The sequence below is a fragment of the Pseudomonas sp. SJZ074 genome (assembly GCF_007828215.1).
Lineage (GTDB): Bacteria > Pseudomonadota > Gammaproteobacteria > Pseudomonadales > Pseudomonadaceae > Aquipseudomonas.
Genome location: NZ_VIUE01000005.1, coordinates 308035 through 324372, shown reverse-complemented (window position 1 = coordinate 324372; position 16338 = coordinate 308035). Strand labels below are relative to the sequence as shown.

Here is a 16338-nt window from a genome sequence, read left to right as displayed (position 1 = left end):
TGCTGAATGGGCATAAAAAATCCGATACCAGAGGACTGGTATCGGATTTTCTAGAAAGCCCGGCTTGGACTCAAATGCTTAAGTGAACAGCATTACGAACCGGTCGGGGCTTTTCCTGCTGCATTTGCCGGCTTGTCTATTGGAACAGCGACTCGCTCGACAGGCCATTCTTCTCCAGGATCTCGCGCAAACGCTTGAGGCCCTCCACCTGAATCTGTCTCACCCGCTCACGGGTCAAACCAATCTCCAGGCCTACGTCTTCCAGGGTGCTGCTCTCATGGCCACGCAGGCCAAAGCGGCGGATTACCACCTCCCGCTGCTTGTCGGTCAGTTCCGAAAGCCATTGGTCGATGCTCTGGGACAAGTCGTCGTCCTGAAGCAATTCACAAGGGTCCGTAGGGCGCTCGTCAGTGAGGGTGTCCAGGAGGGTCTTGTCCGAGTCCGGGCCCAGCGAGACGTCCACCGAGGAAACCCGCTCATTGAGCCCAAGCATACGCTTGACCTCGCCCACCGGTTTTTCCAGCAGGTTGGCGATCTCTTCGGGTGAAGGCTCATGATCGAGCTTCTGGGTCAGCTCACGGGCGGCTCGCAGGTAGACGTTAAGCTCCTTGACAACATGAATCGGCAACCGGATGGTGCGCGTCTGATTCATGATCGCCCGTTCGATGGTCTGGCGGATCCACCAGGTGGCGTAGGTCGAGAAGCGGAAGCCTCGCTCGGGATCGAATTTCTCCACGGCGCGAATCAACCCCAGGTTGCCCTCTTCGATCAGGTCCAACAGCGAAAGCCCACGATTGACGTAGCGTCGGGCGATTTTCACCACCAGGCGCAGGTTGCTTTCAATCATGCGTTTGCGACCCGCTGGGTCACCGCTTTGCGACAGGCGCGCAAAATGAACTTCTTCCTCGGGGGAGAGCAGCGGCGAGAAACCGATTTCGTTGAGGTACAGCTGAGTGGCGTCCAGCGCCCGGGTGTAATCGATGTACTTATGTTGTTTAAGTGAAGCGGAGTGTCTGGATTTGGCACGAACGGAAGGAGGAGACGCTCCCTCATCATTCGACATCGAATCCATAGCGATGCCGGTCTCCATCAGGAGAACCTCATCGTCGATGTCAAACTCCGGCACTTCTTTACTGAGAGCCATTGTTATAGTCCTTTGGTGAGTTCGACCTCAAGCTCAAGCGACGCCTTTATCCTTGGCAACGCTGGAGCCTGTTCCCTCTACGTGACGGAACAGGCTGACAACCAAATCAACGACGTGGCAGGAATTGCAGTGGATCTACCGGTTTACCTTGTCGGCGAATCTCAAAGTGCAGTTTCACCCGGTCTGTACCCGTTGACCCCATTTCGGCAATTGTCTGTCCGACCTTGACCTGCTGCCCCTCCCGAACCAACAGCCTGCGGTTGTGACCGTAGGCACTGACGTAGGTATCGCTGTGTTTGATGATCACGAGTTCGCCGTAGCCCCTCAAACCACTCCCGGCGTACACAACCGTGCCATCAGACGCGGCTAAAACAGGCTGTCCCAAATCCCCGGCGATATCAATTCCTTTATTCAAACTACCGTTTGAAGAGAATTTTCCAATGAGAACGCCATTAGAAGGCCATCCCCAGCCAGTCGGGGCGGGGCCTGCAGGCGGCAGTGGAGCAGGCGCCGGTTTGCTCGCGACGGACGGTACTGGCGGCGTCGCAGCCCCGACCGGCCGGCGAATGACCGTGGTTTTGCTCGAAGATGAAGGGGTCGAATCCGACTGCGTGACGACCGCGGTAGGCGTTGAGCCGCTGCGACCATCGAAGCGAATCGTCTGACCTGGATGAATCGTATAAGGCGCAGGAATATTGTTCCGCGCCGCAAGGGACTTGTAGTCCCAACCGTAGCGAAAAGCGATGGAAAACAGTGTATCGCCACGACGGACTACATACTGACCGGTCGTTACTGTAGGACGCTGCGGTGCAGCATTGTTGCGATCGACAACCCGGACATTACCGGACGGTGTACTGGAACAACCGACCAGCAACGTACTCAAGACAAGGCCAGTCACCAGGCGCTGAAAGCTCGTGATACCCATACGCTGCGCAATGACTGTGAGACTCACCCGCTGCTCCCTTTGTGGTGGCTGAAAAATTGGAAACTGCCTGCCCAGGCAGACACGATGCAACTATAACGAGGCACGATCATGCCTCTATTAATGAAGCGCCAAGCACTGTCGCACACGTTTGCTCGACGCCATTGGGTCTTGTTCGGCACTGGGGTGCCGCTGTAAGACACAACCCACGCCGTGGAATTCAGCGTCCGTTTATCAATGCTCAGGCCAATGGCCCGTTGAGCAGCGGCACGAACCGTACGGCTCCCAGGACATGGCGTGAAAAACCGTGTTCTTCACGCACGATCAACATCAACTGCTGAACCTCACCGGAACCCACCGGAATGACCATCCGCCCGCCGGGGGCGAGTTGATCCAGCAAGGCTTGGGGCACATCGGTGGCCACCGCGGTAACGATGATGCCGTTATAAGGCGCCAGCGCCGGCCAGCCCTCCCAGCCATCGCCCCAGCGAAACACCACGTTGCGCAGGTTCAGTTCAACCAGGCGTTCCTTGGCGCGATCCTGCAGCACCTTGATCCGCTCCACGGAAAACACCCGCTCCACCAGTTGCGACAGCACTGCCGTCTGGTAGCCCGAGCCAGTGCCGATTTCCAGCACCTTGTCCAACGGTCCCGCCTCCAGCAGCAACTCGCTCATGCGGGCCACCATATAAGGCTGGGAAATGGTCTGGTTGTGGCCGATCGGCAACGCCGTGTCTTCATAGGCGCGATGGGCCAGGGCTTCATCGACGAACAGATGCCGAGGCGTACGGCGAATCACTTCCAGCACCTGGGCGTTGGACAGGCCTTCTTCGTAGAGCCGCTGAATCAGTCGCTCTCGGGTACGCTGGGAGGTCATGCCGATCCCCCGGCGCAGCATATCGTCTTGCTCGCGCATCAACGCAGTCCCTCCAGCCAGCCATCGAGGTGTCGAAAGGCATCGTTGAAGGTACGGTCGAGCTGCAACGGGGTGATCGAGACGTATCCCTGCATCACCGCATGGAAATCGGTGCCCGGCCCACCGTCCTCCGCATCGCCGGCGGCGGCGATCCAGTAACCGGCCTTGCCTCGCGGGTCGACCACGTGCATGGGCTTGGCGGCGCGGGCACGATGGCCCAGGCGCGTAAGCTGGATGCCACGGATGTGATCCAGGGGCAGGTTCGGGATATTCACGTTCAGCACCGTGCGCGGCGGCAGATCCAGTTCGCCATGGGCCTCTACCAGCTTGCGGGCGAAGTAGGCGGCGGTGGGCAAGTTATCGACCTGCCGGGAAACAAACGAAAAGGCAAACGACGGGTGCTCCAGGAAGCGACCTTCCAGGGCGGCGGCGACCGTACCGGAATACAGCACGTCATCCCCCAGGTTCGCGCCCAGGTTGATGCCCGAGACCACCATGTCCGGCTCGCGCTCCAGCAACCCATGGATGCCCAGATGCACGCAATCGGTCGGGGTGCCATTGAGGCTGATGAAACCGTTATCCAGATAGCAGGGGTGCAACGGACGGTCGAGCGTCAGCGAGCTGCTGGCGCCGCTTTTGTCCTGGTCCGGGGCGATCACCACGCACTCGGCAAAATCCGCCAGCGCAGCATAAAGCGCGGCAAGACCGGGGGCTGTCACCCCGTCGTCGTTAGAAATCAGAATACGCATGGGCTGTCCGTCTGCCCTACCGGCACCAGATCGACGAGTTCGCGCACCAAGACAGTGGCGAAACATCCGGCCGGCAGGACGAATTCCAGTTGCAGAATGTCAGGCGAGGGATAATGCCACGACAGCCCGCTAATGGGCAGTCGCAGGATGCGACGTTCGTGATTCATTCCCGCGTTGACTAACCAATCACGCAAGTCCGCTTCGCCCTCGGCGACGGCCTGTTCCAGATCGTGGATCACACCCGAGGCCGGTGAAGGGCCTTCGCCCCATTGTGGCCCGGTCGGGTGCAGATCGAGGATCGCCAGGCGCGGATCGTTGCATTCGGCCTCACCGGCCGGGAAAAAACTGCGGCTGTCGGTGAAGGCCAGCAAGTCACCCACTTGGGCTTGTTGCCAGGTACCGTCGGCCACCCGCGCCGCCAATAGACGGTTGAACAGGAAACTGCGGGCCGCGGACAACAGCCGCGAACGCACGTTGCGTTGCTCCGGCAAAGCCTTGCGTGCCGCCCAGCCACGGGCGTCGACGACGTTGCCGCCATCATGACCAAAACGCTGGGCACCGTAATAATTGGGAATACCCTGGCGGACGATCTGTTGCAGGCGCGCGTCGATGGCCGCCGGATCGCCCTTGAATTGGGTCAGGCGCAAGGTGAAACCATTGGCCGAGTGCGCGCCGCGTTGCAGCTTGCGCCTATGACGCACGGTCTTGAGGATCTTCAGCGTGTCGTTCACTGCCGCCGATAGGTCCGGGTCCGCCTTGCCCGGCAATTGAACACTGAACCATTGCCGGGTCAGGGCCTGACGGTCCTTGAGCCCGGCGTAGCTGACGGTGCGCAGCGGCACGCCGGCAGCCTTGGCAATTCGCCGGGCAGCCTCCTCGGTGTTCAAGCCGCGCTTTTCGACCCAGATCCACAAATGCTCGCCATCGCCGGTCAACGGAATGTCGAGCACTTCATCGACCTGGAAATCTTCGGCAGTGGCCTTGAGCACCGCGCTGCCCAGCGACTCGCCATAGGCACGCGGCCCCAACAGTTCCAGTTCGGTCATGGGCGCAGCAACAAGGCAACGGAATGGACGGCAATGCCTTCTTCGCGACCGACAAAACCGAGCCTCTCGGTGGTGGTGGCTTTCACGTTCACCTGGTCCAGCTCAACTTGGAGATCCTCGGCAATCAATTGACGCATGGCCTCGATGTGCGGCGCCATTTTCGGCGCCTGTGCGACGATGGTGTTATCGACATTGCCGACCTTCCAGCCCTTAGCGTGGACCAGCGAGACCACATGACGCAGCAGCACACGACTGTCGACGCCCTTGAATCGAGGATCGGTGTCGGGGAAATGCTTGCCGATATCGCCCAGGGCCGCCGCGCCGAGCAATGCGTCACTCAGGGCGTGCAGCAGGACATCACCATCAGAATGCGCGAGTAGCCCGAAGCCGTGCGCGATACGCACGCCACCCAGGGTAATAAAGTCGCCTTCAGTGAAACGGTGAACATCGTAGCCGTGGCCAATACGCATAAAAAAACGCCCTGATTTCTGTCAGGGCGTGATTCTACCTGCATTAGACGTTTAGAGCGCGCGCATGATGTTGCAGATGATCATCAATGAAACTGGCGATGAAGAAGTAGCTGTGGTCGTAGCCCGGTTGCAGGCGCAACTCCAAGGGATGACCCGCCGCCTTCGCCGCCTGCTGCAAGGCTTCGGGCTTGAGCTGGTTGGCCAGGAAATCATCGCGATCGCCCTGGTCCACCAACAACGGCAGCTTCTCATCAGCCTCGGCAATCAGCGCGCAGGCATCCCATTCACGCCATTTCGAGCGGTCTTCCCCGAGGTAACGGGAGAAGGCTTTCTGACCCCATGGGCAATCCATCGGATTGTTGATCGGTGAAAAGGCCGACACCGAACGATAACGTCCCGGGTTGCGCAAGGCGCAGACCAGCGCGCCGTGGCCGCCCATGGAGTGACCGCTGATGCTGCGCTTGTCCGACGCCGGAAAATGCGCTTCGACCAACGCCGGCAATTCCTGCACCACGTAGTCATACATCCGATAGTGCCGCGCCCAGGGTTCCTGGGTGGCGTTCAGGTAGAACCCCGCGCCCAGGCCGAAGTCCCAGGCGTTGTCCGGATCGCCCGGCACGTCGGCGCCACGCGGGCTGGTGTCCGGCGCGACGATGATCAGCCCCAGCTCGGCAGCCATGCGCTGGGCGCCGGCCTTCTGCATGAAGTTCTCGTCGGTGCAGGTCAGCCCGGACAACCAATACAGCACGGGCAACTTGCCGCCTTGTTCGGCTTGCGGTGGTAGGTACACGGCAAACACCATGTCACAGCCAAGCACTTCGGAGCGGTGTCGGTAACGCTTGTGCCAGCCGCCGAAGCTTTTCTGACAGGAAATATTTTCGAGGTTCATAACTTCACCTCAGCCGTAAGCCGCGAGCCACAAGCGGCAAGAAAAAGCACCGCGCTTCACTTGCCGCTTGTAGCTTGTAGCTTGCAGCTGCTCTTAAAAATGAATGACGGTACGGATGCTCTTGCCTTCATGCATCAGGTCGAATGCCTTGTTGATATCTTCCAAGCCCATGGTGTGGGTGATGAAGGTATCCAGCGGGATTTCGCCCTTCTCGGCCATTTCCACATAGCTGGGCAGCTCGCTGCGACCGCGCACGCCGCCGAACGCCGAACCGCGCCAGACGCGCCCTGTCACCAGTTGGAACGGACGGGTGGCGATTTCCTGGCCGGCACCGGCCACGCCGATGATCACCGACTCGCCCCAACCCTTGTGGCAGCACTCCAGTGCGGCACGCATCAGCTGGACGTTGCCGATGCATTCGAAGGAAAAGTCCACGCCGCCGTCGGTCATGTCGACGATGACTTCCTGGATCGGACGGTCGAAGTCTTTCGGGTTCACGCAATCGGTGGCGCCCAACTGCTTGGCAATCTCGAACTTGGCCGGGTTGATGTCGATGGCGATGATGCGCGATGCCTTGGCCTTCACGGCACCGATCACCGCCGACAGGCCGATGCCGCCCAGGCCGAAGATGGCCACGGTGTCACCCGGCTTGACCTTGGCGGTGTTGATCACCGCGCCGATACCGGTGGTGACGCCGCAACCCAGCAGGCAGACCTTTTCCAAGGGTGCTTCCTTCGGGATTTTCGCAACGGAGATTTCCGGCAACACAGTGTATTCGGAGAACGTCGAGGTCCCCATGTAGTGGAAAATGGTTTCGCCCTTGTAGGAAAAGCGCGAAGTGCCGTCTGGCATCAGACCTTTGCCCTGCGTGGCGCGAATGGCCTGGCAGAGGTTGGTCTTGCCCGACTTACAGAATTTGCACTGGCCGCATTCCGGCGTGTAGAGCGGGATCACGTGATCACCCACCGCGACCGAGGTCACGCCCTCACCGATGGCTTCGACGATTGCACCACCTTCGTGGCCGAGGATCGACGGAAAGATGCCTTCCGGGTCGGCGCCCGACAGGGTGTATGCGTCGGTATGGCAAACACCGGAAGCCACCACACGCAACAGCACTTCACCCGCCTTGGGCATGGCGACGTCGACTTCAACGATTTCCAGGGGTTTCTTGGCCTCGAAGGCAACGGCAGCGCGCGACTTGATCATCCGGTCTCTCCATCAAATAAAAACAAGACCGGGAGTGTAATCCGCCGCTGGACGATGAATAATCCAGCCAAAAGCAAAACATTATTGCCATACAGGGATAATCCTTCATGTCCGATAACCGCTGGGAAGGGATCGACGAATTCGTCGCCGTGGCCGAGTGCAGCCAATTCACTGCCGCCGCCGAACGCCTCGGGGTTTCCTCCTCTCACATCAGTCGACAAATCGTACGGCTTGAAGAGCGGCTACAGACACGGCTGCTGTATCGCAGCACCCGTCGGGTGACCCTGACCGAGGCTGGGCAGACTTTTTTGCAACATTGCCAACGGTTGCAGGATGGCCGTGAGGAAGCACTCCGGGCGGTGGGCGATCTCACCAGCGAACCCAAGGGCATGTTGCGAATGACCTGTGCGGTAGCCTATGGCGAGCGGTTCATCGTGCCGTTGGTGACACGGTTCATGGGGCTTTATCCACAATTGCGGGTAGACATCGAACTGAGCAATCGCCCCCTCGACCTGGTCCACGAAGGGCTGGACCTGGCGATTCGCCTGGGTCGTTTGCAGGACTCACGCCTGATTGCCACGCGCCTCGCACCGCGTCGCATGTACCTGTGCGCCTCACCGTCTTACCTGGAACGCTATGGCCGCCCCCATAGCCTGTCGGAATTGAGCCGTCATAACTGTCTGATCGGCAGTTCCGACCTCTGGCAACTGGAACAGAACGGGCGGGAATTTTCCCAACGCGTGCAGGGAAACTGGCGTTGCAACAGCGGCCAGGCGGTGCTGGAGGCGACCCTGCAAGGGGTCGGGTTGTGTCAGTTGCCGGATTACTACGTGTTGGAGCATTTGCACAGCGGCGCGCTGATCTCGCTGTTGGAGGCGCATCAGCCACCGAATACGGCGGTGTGGGCGCTGTATCCACAGCAACGGCATCTGTCGCCGAAGGTGCGCAAGCTGGTGGACTACTTGAAGGAAGGGTTGGCGCAGCGACCGGAGTATCGGGGGTAGCTGTCAGCAGCATTTTTGGTGATTGGACGATCGCCTTCGAGAGCAAGCCCCACAGGGATTTCAGTGAAACCAATCTTTCATACCACCAAGATTCCCTGTGGGAGCGGGCTTGCTCGCGAAGGGCGCAACACGGTATCCGGTCGAACAATAAATCCCTTAGAGACGATGCGCCCAACGCTGGCGCAACCACTCCAGGTCTTCTGGCCGGGTGACCTTGATGTTGTCCGACCGCCCTTCGATCAACCGAGGCGCCTGGCCCGCCCACTCCATGGCCGAAGCTTCATCGGTAATCACCGCATCCGCCACCAGGCTGTCGGCCAATGCCCGATGCAGGGCCCCAAGGCGAAACATCTGCGGGGTATAGGCTTGCCAGATCACGCTGCGATCAACGGTTTCCAGCACACGACCGTGCTTGTCGACGCGTTTGAGGGTGTCGCGCGCCGGAACGGCCAGCAAGCCGCCAACCGGATCGTTCGCCAGCTCGCTGAGCAAGGTGTCCAGATCGTCCCTGGACAGGTTGGGCCGGGCGGCATCATGCACCAGTACCCAATCGTGATCGTCGGCGCCCTGGGCATGCAGGTGCAGCAAGGCATTGAGCACCGAATCCGAACGCTGCGCGCCACCGTCCACCCGCTGGATGCGAGTGTCGCTGGCACAGGCCAGGGTCGACCAGTACGGATCATCGTGTGCAATGCAGACCACCACGCCCTTGACGGTCGGATGGTCGAGGAAACAGCCGAGGCTGTGTTCAAGAATTGTGCGTCCGCCCAGTTGCAGGTATTGCTTGGGACGGTCCGCGGCCATACGGGCTCCGACGCCCGCGGCAGGAATCACGGCCCAGAAGGCCGGCAAGCGGATACTCATTGGGCCAACTGGTAGAGGGTTTCGCCCTCCTTGACCATACCCAATTCATGGCGAGCCCGCTCTTCAACGGTCTCCATGCCTTTTTTCAATTCCATCACTTCGGCGTCCATTACCCGGTTACGCTCCAGCAATGCCTCGTTCTCGGCGTGCTGGTCGGCAATCTGCTGTGTCAGGTCGGCCACTTGCGCCAGGCTGCCATTACCCACCCACAGGCGGTACTGCAGGCCGGCCAGCAACAGGAGCAAGACAAGAAACAACCAATTGGGACTGCGCATCGAATATCAGGTATCCAGTGAAAAAAGACCGCCATGCCAAACTTTGCAGCGTCTGATAGCACGAAGCCTGGAAAACCCAGGCTTGTGCTTGATAAGGCATCAGATTAGAGGGAAAACCGCCACCGAGGCGAGTTTTCCGTCCTAACCCGCTGTCTTTTTACCATTTACCGCTTAACCGCGAAACTCGCCGCGACCGTTGTACTTGGCCTTGCCATTCAACTGCTCTTCGATCCGCAGCAGTTGGTTGTACTTGGAAACGCGGTCGGAACGGCACAGCGAACCGGTCTTGATCTGTCCTGCCGCGGTGCCCACGGCCAGGTCCGCGATGGTCGAATCCTCGGTTTCACCGGAGCGGTGGGAGATCACCGCGGTGTAGCCGGCGGCCTTGGCCATCTGGATGGCTTCCAGGGTCTCGGTCAGGGTGCCGATCTGGTTGAACTTGATCAGGATCGAGTTGGCGATCTTCTTATCGATGCCTTCTTTCAGGATCTTGGTGTTGGTCACGAACAGATCGTCGCCCACCAGCTGGGTTTTCTCGCCGATCTTGTCGGTGAGGATTTTCCAGCCAGCCCAGTCGGACTCGTCCAGACCGTCTTCGATGGAGATGATCGGGTAGCGCTCGGTCAGGCCCTTGAGGTAGTCGGCAAAACCTTCGGCCGTGAATACCTGGCCTTCACCGGACAGGTTGTACTTGCCGTCTTCGAAGAACTCGCTGGCGGCGCAGTCCAAGGCCAGGGTCACGTCGGTGCCCAGCTTGTAGCCAGCATTGGCCACGGCTTCGGAGATCACTTTCAGCGCATCTTCGTTGGACGCCAGGTTCGGTGCGAAACCGCCTTCGTCGCCCACCGCGGTGCTCAGGCCACGGGCCTTCAGCACAGCCTTGAGGTGATGGAAAATCTCGGTGCCCATGCGCAGGCCTTCGGAGAAGGACTTGGCGCCAACCGGCTGCACCATGAACTCCTGGATGTCGACGTTGTTGTCGGCATGCTCGCCGCCGTTGATGATGTTCATCATCGGCACCGGCATCGAGTAGACGCCCGGGGTACCGTTGAGGTTGGCGATGTGCGCGTACAGCGGCAGGTCCTGGTCCTGGGCGGCAGCCTTGGCGGCGGCCAGGGAGACGGCGAGGATCGCGTTGGCGCCCAGGGAGGCTTTGTTCTCGGTACCGTCGAGCTTGATCATGGCCAGGTCGAGGGCCTTCTGGTCGGCAGGATCCTTGCCCAGCAACAGGTCACGGATCGGACCGTTGATGTTGGCAACGGCCTTCAGTACGCCCTTGCCCAGGTAACGGCTCTTGTCGCCATCACGCAGCTCCAGCGCTTCGCGCGAGCCAGTGGAAGCACCGGACGGCGCGCAGGCGCTGCCGATGATGCCGTTGTCGAGAAGCACGTCCGCTTCAACAGTGGGGTTGCCACGGGAGTCGAGAACTTCACGACCTTTGATGTCGACGATTTTTGCCATTGTTGTAAACACTCCAAAGTTGACGAAACGCTGTAGGGGTACTGCCGGATGACGATGGAAGTTCAAGGGCGCCATCGCGGGCAAGCCTTGCTGCCACCCGAGCCAGAGCGATAATCGAGCGGTACTTTACCGGAGAAAACCGCGTTACGCGGTTTCTATCGTCGGAAAACCCTTGACCAGCTCGTCCAGCGCCTTGAGCTGAGACAGGAAAGGTTCCAGCTTGTTCAGGCGCAGGGCGCAAGGGCCGTCGCACTTGGCGTTGTCCGGATCGGGGTGGGCTTCCAGGAACAGGCCGGCCAGGGACTGGCTCATGCCCGCCTTGGCCAGGTCGGTGACCTGGGCGCGACGACCGCCGGCGGAGTCGGAACGTCCGCCAGGCATCTGCAGCGCGTGGGTCACGTCGAAGAACACCGGGTATTCGAACTGCTTCATGATGCCGAAGCCGAGCATGTCCACCACCAGGTTGTTGTAGCCGAAGCTCGAACCGCGCTCGCAGAGGATCAACTGGTCGTTCCCGGCCTCTTCGCACTTGCTCAGGATGTGTTTCATTTCCTGGGGCGCAAGGAACTGGGCTTTCTTGATGTTGATCACCGCGCCGGTCTTGGCCATCGCCACCACCAGGTCGGTCTGGCGCGACAGGAAGGCCGGCAGCTGGATGATGTCGCAGACCTCGGCGACGACCGCGGCCTGGGCAGGCTCGTGGACGTCGGTGATGATCGGCACGCCGAAGGCTTGCTTGATGTCCTGGAAAATCCGCATGCCTTCTTCCAGGCCCGGACCACGGTAGGAGGTCACGGACGAGCGGTTGGCCTTGTCGAAGCTGGCCTTGAACACGTAGGGGATACCCAGTTTCTGGGTGACCTTGACGTATTCTTCGCAGACCTGCATCGCCATGTCGCGGCTTTCCAGCACGTTCATGCCGCCGAACAGCACCATGGGCTTGTCGTTGGCGATCTCGATGTCGCCGACGCGGATGATCTTCTGGGCCATCGTCTTATGCCTTTTTCTGGTGTTGGGCCAAAGCGGCTTTCACAAAACCACTGAACAGCGGATGACCGTCGCGCGGCGTCGAGGTGAACTCGGGGTGGAACTGGCAGGCGACGAACCATGGATGGTCCTGGGCCTCGACCACTTCCACCAACGCGCCATCACCGGAGCGACCGGAGATCTTCAGGCCAGCCTCGATCAGTTGCGGCAGCAGGTTGTTGTTCACTTCGTAGCGGTGACGGTGACGCTCGACGATCACGTCCTTGGCGTAGCACTGGTGCACCAGGGAGCCGGCTTCGAGCAGGCATTCCTGGGCGCCCAGGCGCATGGTGCCGCCCAGATCGGAGGCTTCGGTACGGATTTCCACCGCGCCGGTGGCGTCTGCCCACTCGGTGATCAAGCCCACGACCGGGTGGCCGCTGGCGCGATCGAACTCGGTGGAGTTGGCGTCTTTCCAGCCCATGACGTTACGGGCGAATTCGATGACCGCCACTTGCATACCCAGGCAGATACCCAGGTAAGGCACCTTGTTTTCGCGAGCGTATTGCACGGCGGTGATCTTGCCTTCCACGCCGCGCAAGCCGAAGCCGCCCGGTACGAGGATCGCATCGGCGCCTTCGAGCAGGCCGGTGCCCTGGTTCTCGATGTCTTCGGAGTCGATGTAGCGCAGGTTGACCTTGGTGCGGTTGCTGATGCCGGCGTGACTCATCGCCTCGATCAGCGACTTGTAGGCATCCAGCAGTTCCATGTACTTGCCGACCATGGCGATGGTGACTTCGTGCTCAGGGTTGAGCTTGGCATCGACCACGGCGTCCCATTCGGACAGGTCGGCGCCAGCGCATTGCAGGCCGAAACGCTCGACGACGAAATCGTCCAGACCCTGGGAGTGCAGGATGCCCGGAATCTTGTAGATGGTGTCGGCGTCTTCCAGGCCGATGACCGCGCGCTCTTCAACGTTGGTGAACTGGGCGATCTTGCGGCGCGACGAGATGTCGATCGGGTGATCGGAGCGGCAGATCAGCACGTCCGGCTGCAGGCCGATGGAACGCAGTTCCTTGACCGAATGCTGGGTCGGCTTGGTCTTGGTTTCGCCAGCGGTGGCGATGTACGGGACCAGGGTCAGGTGCATCAGCATCGCGCGCTTGGCGCCGATTTCGAAACGCAACTGGCGGATGGCTTCGAGGAATGGCTGGGACTCGATATCGCCCACGGTCCCGCCGATTTCGACCATCGCCACGTCGGCGTCGCCGGCACCCTTGATGATGCGGCGCTTGATTTCGTCGGTGATGTGCGGGATGACCTGGATGGTCGCGCCCAGGTAGTCACCACGACGCTCCTTGCGCAGCACGTGTTCGTAGACACGACCGGTGGTGAAGTTGTTGTTCTGGGTCATGGTCGTGCGGATGAACCGCTCGTAGTGGCCCAGGTCCAGGTCGGTCTCGGCGCCGTCGTGGGTGACGAACACTTCACCGTGCTGGAACGGGCTCATGGTGCCCGGGTCGACGTTGATGTACGGGTCCAGCTTGAGCATGGTGACCTTAAGCCCCCGCGCCTCCAGGATGGCCGCCAATGAAGCCGAGGCAATGCCTTTCCCCAATGAAGAAACAACACCGCCCGTGACGAATATGTAGCGCGTCATGAAAAACCCTAGAAGTCTGCGTTAAAGCGGTCCGAGCCGCCGGGGAAAGCGAAGGAAGGCCGAAGCCCCCGATCACCTGCATTAATCACAGTGCACCTTTCAAAAAAACCGCCGCGTTGGGACAGACCGGAAGACAAATCACCGGTACGTTGCTCGCTACACATTTTTTGGAATCGCCCAGCAAAGACTGCTTGGTAATCGGCAACTCCTGCAATTCAGGCGAATCCACAGAAGTTGTATCAAGAAGGGAGCGTAGTCTACCGGAAAGCCCCTTTCAGCTCAAACCCAGATCTTGGTTTCCTGGCGTCCAGATCAATCGCCAACTGCCATCCGCTTGTGCATCAAGCCCGGCCAGGTTGGCCACCGCCAGCAATTGCTCGCCTTGATAGAGCAGCGGCAATCGGCCGCGAACGAACGCCGGCACGCCCTTTTCATTGAGCAAACGCTTGAGATCACGATGGCCACGACCCGCTAACGCCAGCACCTCGCCGCCTTGACGATAGCGCACGCTAAACGCCCCCGCAGGCGGCTGGCCGATAAGCGCCAACCGACCGTTGCCCGGCAAGCGCAGCGGCAGCGCCGCATCCGCCCAGTCGACGGGGCCTGGCGGCGAACATAGCCAGTGGTCGGATAACCACCAGACCCGCCCGGCGGCCCGGTGCAACTCGCCGCCGGCCAGGCGCCAGATTGGCCGGGCACCGTCCGCGGCATCGCGCAACGAGTCCCAGCCCACCCAGTGATCGCTGTCGGGCAGCAGGGTCAGCGGTGCCAGCCAGTGGCTCAACGCGTTGCGCTGACGGGCCGGTGACAACGCCCGCAACGGCGCCAGCACCAGCGATTGCAGCCCAAGCCAGTCGAACGCATCCGGCGTCACGGCCTGGGCCAAGTCGATCCGCGCCAAATCGTCCAGCAAGCCTTGGGCTTCGCCCATATGCGCAGCACTTCGGGCCAGGGTTGCCGAGGCTTGCGGCCAGTGCCCGGCCAGCGCAGGAAAAACCCGCTGGCGCAGGTAGTTGCGCGCGTACCGGTGATCATCGTTGGACGGGTCGTCGATCCAGCTCAAGCCCTGTTGCGTCGCATAAGTTTCCAGCTCGGTACGGGATACCTCGAGCAAGGGCCGCAGCAGATGCCCCAGTCCCAAAGGCCGCTGCCGTGGCATCGCCGCCAAGCCCCTCACCCCTGCCCCCCGCAGCAGGCGAAACAACAAGGTTTCGGCCTGATCATCACGGTGCTGGGCGGTGAGCAGCACTTCATTGCCATGGGTGGCCGCCACGAACGCGCCATAACGCGCCTCCCGAGCGGCACGCTCGATGCTGGCGCCAGGACGCACTTGTACATTCACCACGTCCAGCGGTACGCCAAGGGTCGCGCAGACCGAACGGCAATGATCCGGCCACGCCTCGGCCGCTGCCTGAAGGCCGTGATGCACATGGATCGCACTCAGCGCGGGCAAGGCGTGGTGTTGCGAAAGGGTCGCGAGCAGGTGCAACAGGACGGTGGAGTCGAGGCCGCCGGAGAAGGCGATGCGCCAGGTGATGGCGTTGCGCCAGGGAGATAGCTGTGTGAGGAGCCGGGTTGGCAGGTCGATGCTTGTGTTCATGGGTTTCAGCCTTGGCACAAATCAAATGTGGGAGCGGGCTTGCTCGCGAAGGCGGTGAATCAGTCAACACATGGGTTGAATGTTAAACCGCTTTCGCGAGCAAGCCCGCTCCCACACTGGCTCCCCACACAACTGCTGGAAGCTTGGTCAGATCAGAGACCGTAGCTCATCAACCGCTCGTAGCGACGGGCCAGCAGCGCGTCGTTGTCGAACTTCTTCAGCATCGACAATTGCGAACTCAGCTCTGCTCGGATCAGCGCGGCAGCCGCGACCGGATCACGGTGGGCACCGCCCACGGGTTCGTTGATCACTTTGTCCACGATCCCCAGGCCTTTGAGACGCTCGGCGGTGATACCCATGGCTTCCGCGGCGTCCGGCGCCTTCTCGGCGGTTTTCCACAGGATCGAGGCGCAGCCTTCCGGCGAGATCACCGCGTAGGTGGAATACTGCAGCATGTTCAACTGGTCGCAGACGCCGATGGCCAACGCACCACCGGAACCGCCTTCACCGATGACGGTGGCGATGATCGGGGTTTTCAGCCGTGCCATGACCCGCAGGTTCCAGGCAATCGCTTCGCTCTGGTTGCGCTCTTCGGCGTCGATGCCCGGGTAGGCGCCCGGGGTGTCGATGAAGGTCAGGATCGGCATCTTGAAGCGCTCGGCCATCTCCATCAGGCGGCACGCCTTGCGGTAGCCTTCCGGACGCGGCATACCGAAGTTGCGGCGGACTTTCTCGCGCACTTCGCGGCCCTTCTGGTGACCGATGACCATCACCGGCTGGTCGTCCAGGCGGGCGACACCGCCGACGATCGCGGCATCATCGGAGAAGTGACGGTCGCCGTGCAGCTCGTCGAACTCGGTGAAGATGTGATCGATGTAGTCCAGGGTGTATGGACGACGCGGATGACGCGCCAGGCGCGCGATCTGCCAGCTGGTCAGCTTGCCGAAGATGTCTTCGGTCAGCGTACGGCTCTTGTCCTGCAGACGAGAGATCTCATCGCCGATATTCAGCGAATTGTCATTACCGACCAAGCGCAACTCTTCGATCTTGGCTTGCAGGTCGGCGATCGGCTGTTCGAAATCTAGAAAATTCGGGTTCATAGGCGTCCGTCTTGGGTCGACGTCCAAGAAAGCTTGGGCCGGCCGGTTGTCTATTCGCGCCCTACC

General features: G+C 60.8%; 16 protein-coding genes. 1 reads left to right on the top strand and 15 read right to left on the bottom strand.

What is annotated here, in order from left to right; all coding sequences use genetic code 11:
• Positions 1–136: 136 nt before the first annotated feature.
• From rpoS to FBX99_RS09475, 8 genes are all read right to left on the bottom strand, one after another.
• Positions 137–1144, bottom strand: a complete 1008-nt coding sequence (gene rpoS, locus FBX99_RS09510; protein WP_041022899.1) for an RNA polymerase sigma factor RpoS — start codon at positions 1142–1144, stop codon at positions 137–139.
• A 106-nt stretch (positions 1145–1250) separates the two neighbouring features.
• Positions 1251–2096, bottom strand: coding sequence for a peptidoglycan DD-metalloendopeptidase family protein (locus tag FBX99_RS09505; RefSeq protein WP_055127616.1), 846 nt, complete (start codon positions 2094–2096; stop codon positions 1251–1253).
• A 211-nt stretch (positions 2097–2307) separates the two neighbouring features.
• Positions 2308–2943, bottom strand: coding sequence for a protein-L-isoaspartate(D-aspartate) O-methyltransferase (locus FBX99_RS09500; RefSeq protein WP_162843647.1), 636 nt, complete (start codon positions 2941–2943; stop codon positions 2308–2310).
• 38 nt (positions 2944–2981) lie between these two features.
• A complete protein-coding gene (gene surE / locus FBX99_RS09495; RefSeq protein ID WP_144923466.1) occupies positions 2982–3731 on the bottom strand; it encodes a 5'/3'-nucleotidase SurE in 750 nt (249 codons plus the stop codon).
• Entirely contained in the window at positions 3719–4777 is a 1059-nt protein-coding gene (gene truD, locus FBX99_RS09490; RefSeq protein ID WP_144923463.1) for a tRNA pseudouridine(13) synthase TruD, read from the bottom strand. The genes surE and truD overlap by 13 nt, the downstream gene beginning before the upstream one ends.
• The gene (gene ispF, locus FBX99_RS09485) at positions 4774–5247 is read right to left on the bottom strand and encodes a 2-C-methyl-D-erythritol 2,4-cyclodiphosphate synthase (RefSeq protein ID WP_144923460.1); all 474 of its coding nucleotides are present in this window, start codon (positions 5245–5247) and stop codon (positions 4774–4776) included. The genes truD and ispF overlap by 4 nt, the downstream gene beginning before the upstream one ends.
• A 43-nt stretch (positions 5248–5290) precedes the next feature.
• Positions 5291–6136 (bottom strand): S-formylglutathione hydrolase, encoded by an 846-nt coding sequence (fghA, locus tag FBX99_RS09480; protein WP_144923457.1) that lies wholly within the window; start codon positions 6134–6136, stop codon positions 5291–5293.
• Positions 6137–6229: 93 nt separating this feature from the next.
• Complete coding sequence (locus FBX99_RS09475; protein ID WP_024779034.1) at positions 6230–7342, bottom strand: S-(hydroxymethyl)glutathione dehydrogenase/class III alcohol dehydrogenase; 1113 nt, start codon at positions 7340–7342, stop codon at positions 6230–6232.
• Between the two features lie 107 nt (positions 7343–7449).
• Between FBX99_RS09475 and FBX99_RS09470 the strand changes: the two genes are divergently transcribed.
• The gene (locus tag FBX99_RS09470; RefSeq protein WP_144923455.1) at positions 7450–8346 is read left to right on the top strand and encodes a LysR substrate-binding domain-containing protein; all 897 of its coding nucleotides are present in this window, start codon (positions 7450–7452) and stop codon (positions 8344–8346) included.
• Positions 8347–8502: 156 nt separating this feature from the next.
• On the opposite strand, the gene ispD is transcribed toward FBX99_RS09470, so the two are convergent.
• The 7 genes from ispD to FBX99_RS09435 form a co-directional block, all read right to left on the bottom strand.
• The gene (gene ispD / locus FBX99_RS09465) at positions 8503–9210 is read right to left on the bottom strand and encodes a 2-C-methyl-D-erythritol 4-phosphate cytidylyltransferase (RefSeq protein ID WP_144923452.1); all 708 of its coding nucleotides are present in this window, start codon (positions 9208–9210) and stop codon (positions 8503–8505) included.
• Complete coding sequence (gene ftsB / locus FBX99_RS09460; protein WP_024779031.1) at positions 9207–9485, bottom strand: cell division protein FtsB; 279 nt, start codon at positions 9483–9485, stop codon at positions 9207–9209. The genes ispD and ftsB overlap by 4 nt, the downstream gene beginning before the upstream one ends.
• A 171-nt stretch (positions 9486–9656) precedes the next feature.
• Positions 9657–10946, bottom strand: a complete 1290-nt coding sequence (eno, locus tag FBX99_RS09455) for a phosphopyruvate hydratase (protein WP_144923449.1) — start codon at positions 10944–10946, stop codon at positions 9657–9659.
• 144 nt (positions 10947–11090) lie between these two features.
• Positions 11091–11936, bottom strand: a complete 846-nt coding sequence (kdsA, locus tag FBX99_RS09450) for a 3-deoxy-8-phosphooctulonate synthase (RefSeq protein ID WP_053152762.1) — start codon at positions 11934–11936, stop codon at positions 11091–11093.
• A gap of 4 nt (positions 11937–11940) precedes the next feature.
• Positions 11941–13572: a CTP synthase gene (locus FBX99_RS09445; protein ID WP_144923446.1), complete on the bottom strand. Its 1632-nt coding sequence runs from the start codon at positions 13570–13572 to the stop codon at positions 11941–11943.
• A 274-nt stretch (positions 13573–13846) separates the two neighbouring features.
• Positions 13847–15172, bottom strand: a complete 1326-nt coding sequence (gene tilS, locus FBX99_RS09440) for a tRNA lysidine(34) synthetase TilS (RefSeq protein WP_145131314.1) — start codon at positions 15170–15172, stop codon at positions 13847–13849.
• 152 nt (positions 15173–15324) lie between these two features.
• On the bottom strand, positions 15325–16272 hold the full coding sequence (locus tag FBX99_RS09435) for an acetyl-CoA carboxylase carboxyltransferase subunit alpha (protein ID WP_144923440.1): 948 nt from the start codon (positions 16270–16272) through the stop codon (positions 15325–15327).
• Between the last annotated feature and the right edge of the window lie 66 nt (positions 16273–16338).

Coding starts and splice junctions, on each gene's coding strand:
- rpoS (WP_041022899.1), bottom strand. CDS start 1,144: ATGGCTCTCAGTAAAGAAGTGCCGGAGTTTGACATCGACGATGAGGTT.
- FBX99_RS09500 (WP_162843647.1), bottom strand. CDS start 2,943: ATGACCTCCCAGCGTACCCGAGAGCGACTGATTCAGCGGCTCTACGAA.
- surE (WP_144923466.1), bottom strand. CDS start 3,731: ATGCGTATTCTGATTTCTAACGACGACGGGGTGACAGCCCCCGGTCTT.
- truD (WP_144923463.1), bottom strand. CDS start 4,777: ATGACCGAACTGGAACTGTTGGGGCCGCGTGCCTATGGCGAGTCGCTG.
- ispF (WP_144923460.1), bottom strand. CDS start 5,247: ATGCGTATTGGCCACGGCTACGATGTTCACCGTTTCACTGAAGGCGAC.
- fghA (WP_144923457.1), bottom strand. CDS start 6,136: ATGAACCTCGAAAATATTTCCTGTCAGAAAAGCTTCGGCGGCTGGCAC.
- FBX99_RS09475 (WP_024779034.1), bottom strand. CDS start 7,342: ATGATCAAGTCGCGCGCTGCCGTTGCCTTCGAGGCCAAGAAACCCCTG.
- FBX99_RS09470 (WP_144923455.1), top strand. CDS start 7,450: ATGTCCGATAACCGCTGGGAAGGGATCGACGAATTCGTCGCCGTGGCC.
- ispD (WP_144923452.1), bottom strand. CDS start 9,210: ATGAGTATCCGCTTGCCGGCCTTCTGGGCCGTGATTCCTGCCGCGGGC.
- ftsB (WP_024779031.1), bottom strand. CDS start 9,485: ATGCGCAGTCCCAATTGGTTGTTTCTTGTCTTGCTCCTGTTGCTGGCC.
- eno (WP_144923449.1), bottom strand. CDS start 10,946: ATGGCAAAAATCGTCGACATCAAAGGTCGTGAAGTTCTCGACTCCCGT.
- kdsA (WP_053152762.1), bottom strand. CDS start 11,936: ATGGCCCAGAAGATCATCCGCGTCGGCGACATCGAGATCGCCAACGAC.
- FBX99_RS09445 (WP_144923446.1), bottom strand. CDS start 13,572: ATGACGCGCTACATATTCGTCACGGGCGGTGTTGTTTCTTCATTGGGG.
- tilS (WP_145131314.1), bottom strand. CDS start 15,172: ATGAACACAAGCATCGACCTGCCAACCCGGCTCCTCACACAGCTATCT.
- FBX99_RS09435 (WP_144923440.1), bottom strand. CDS start 16,272: ATGAACCCGAATTTTCTAGATTTCGAACAGCCGATCGCCGACCTGCAA.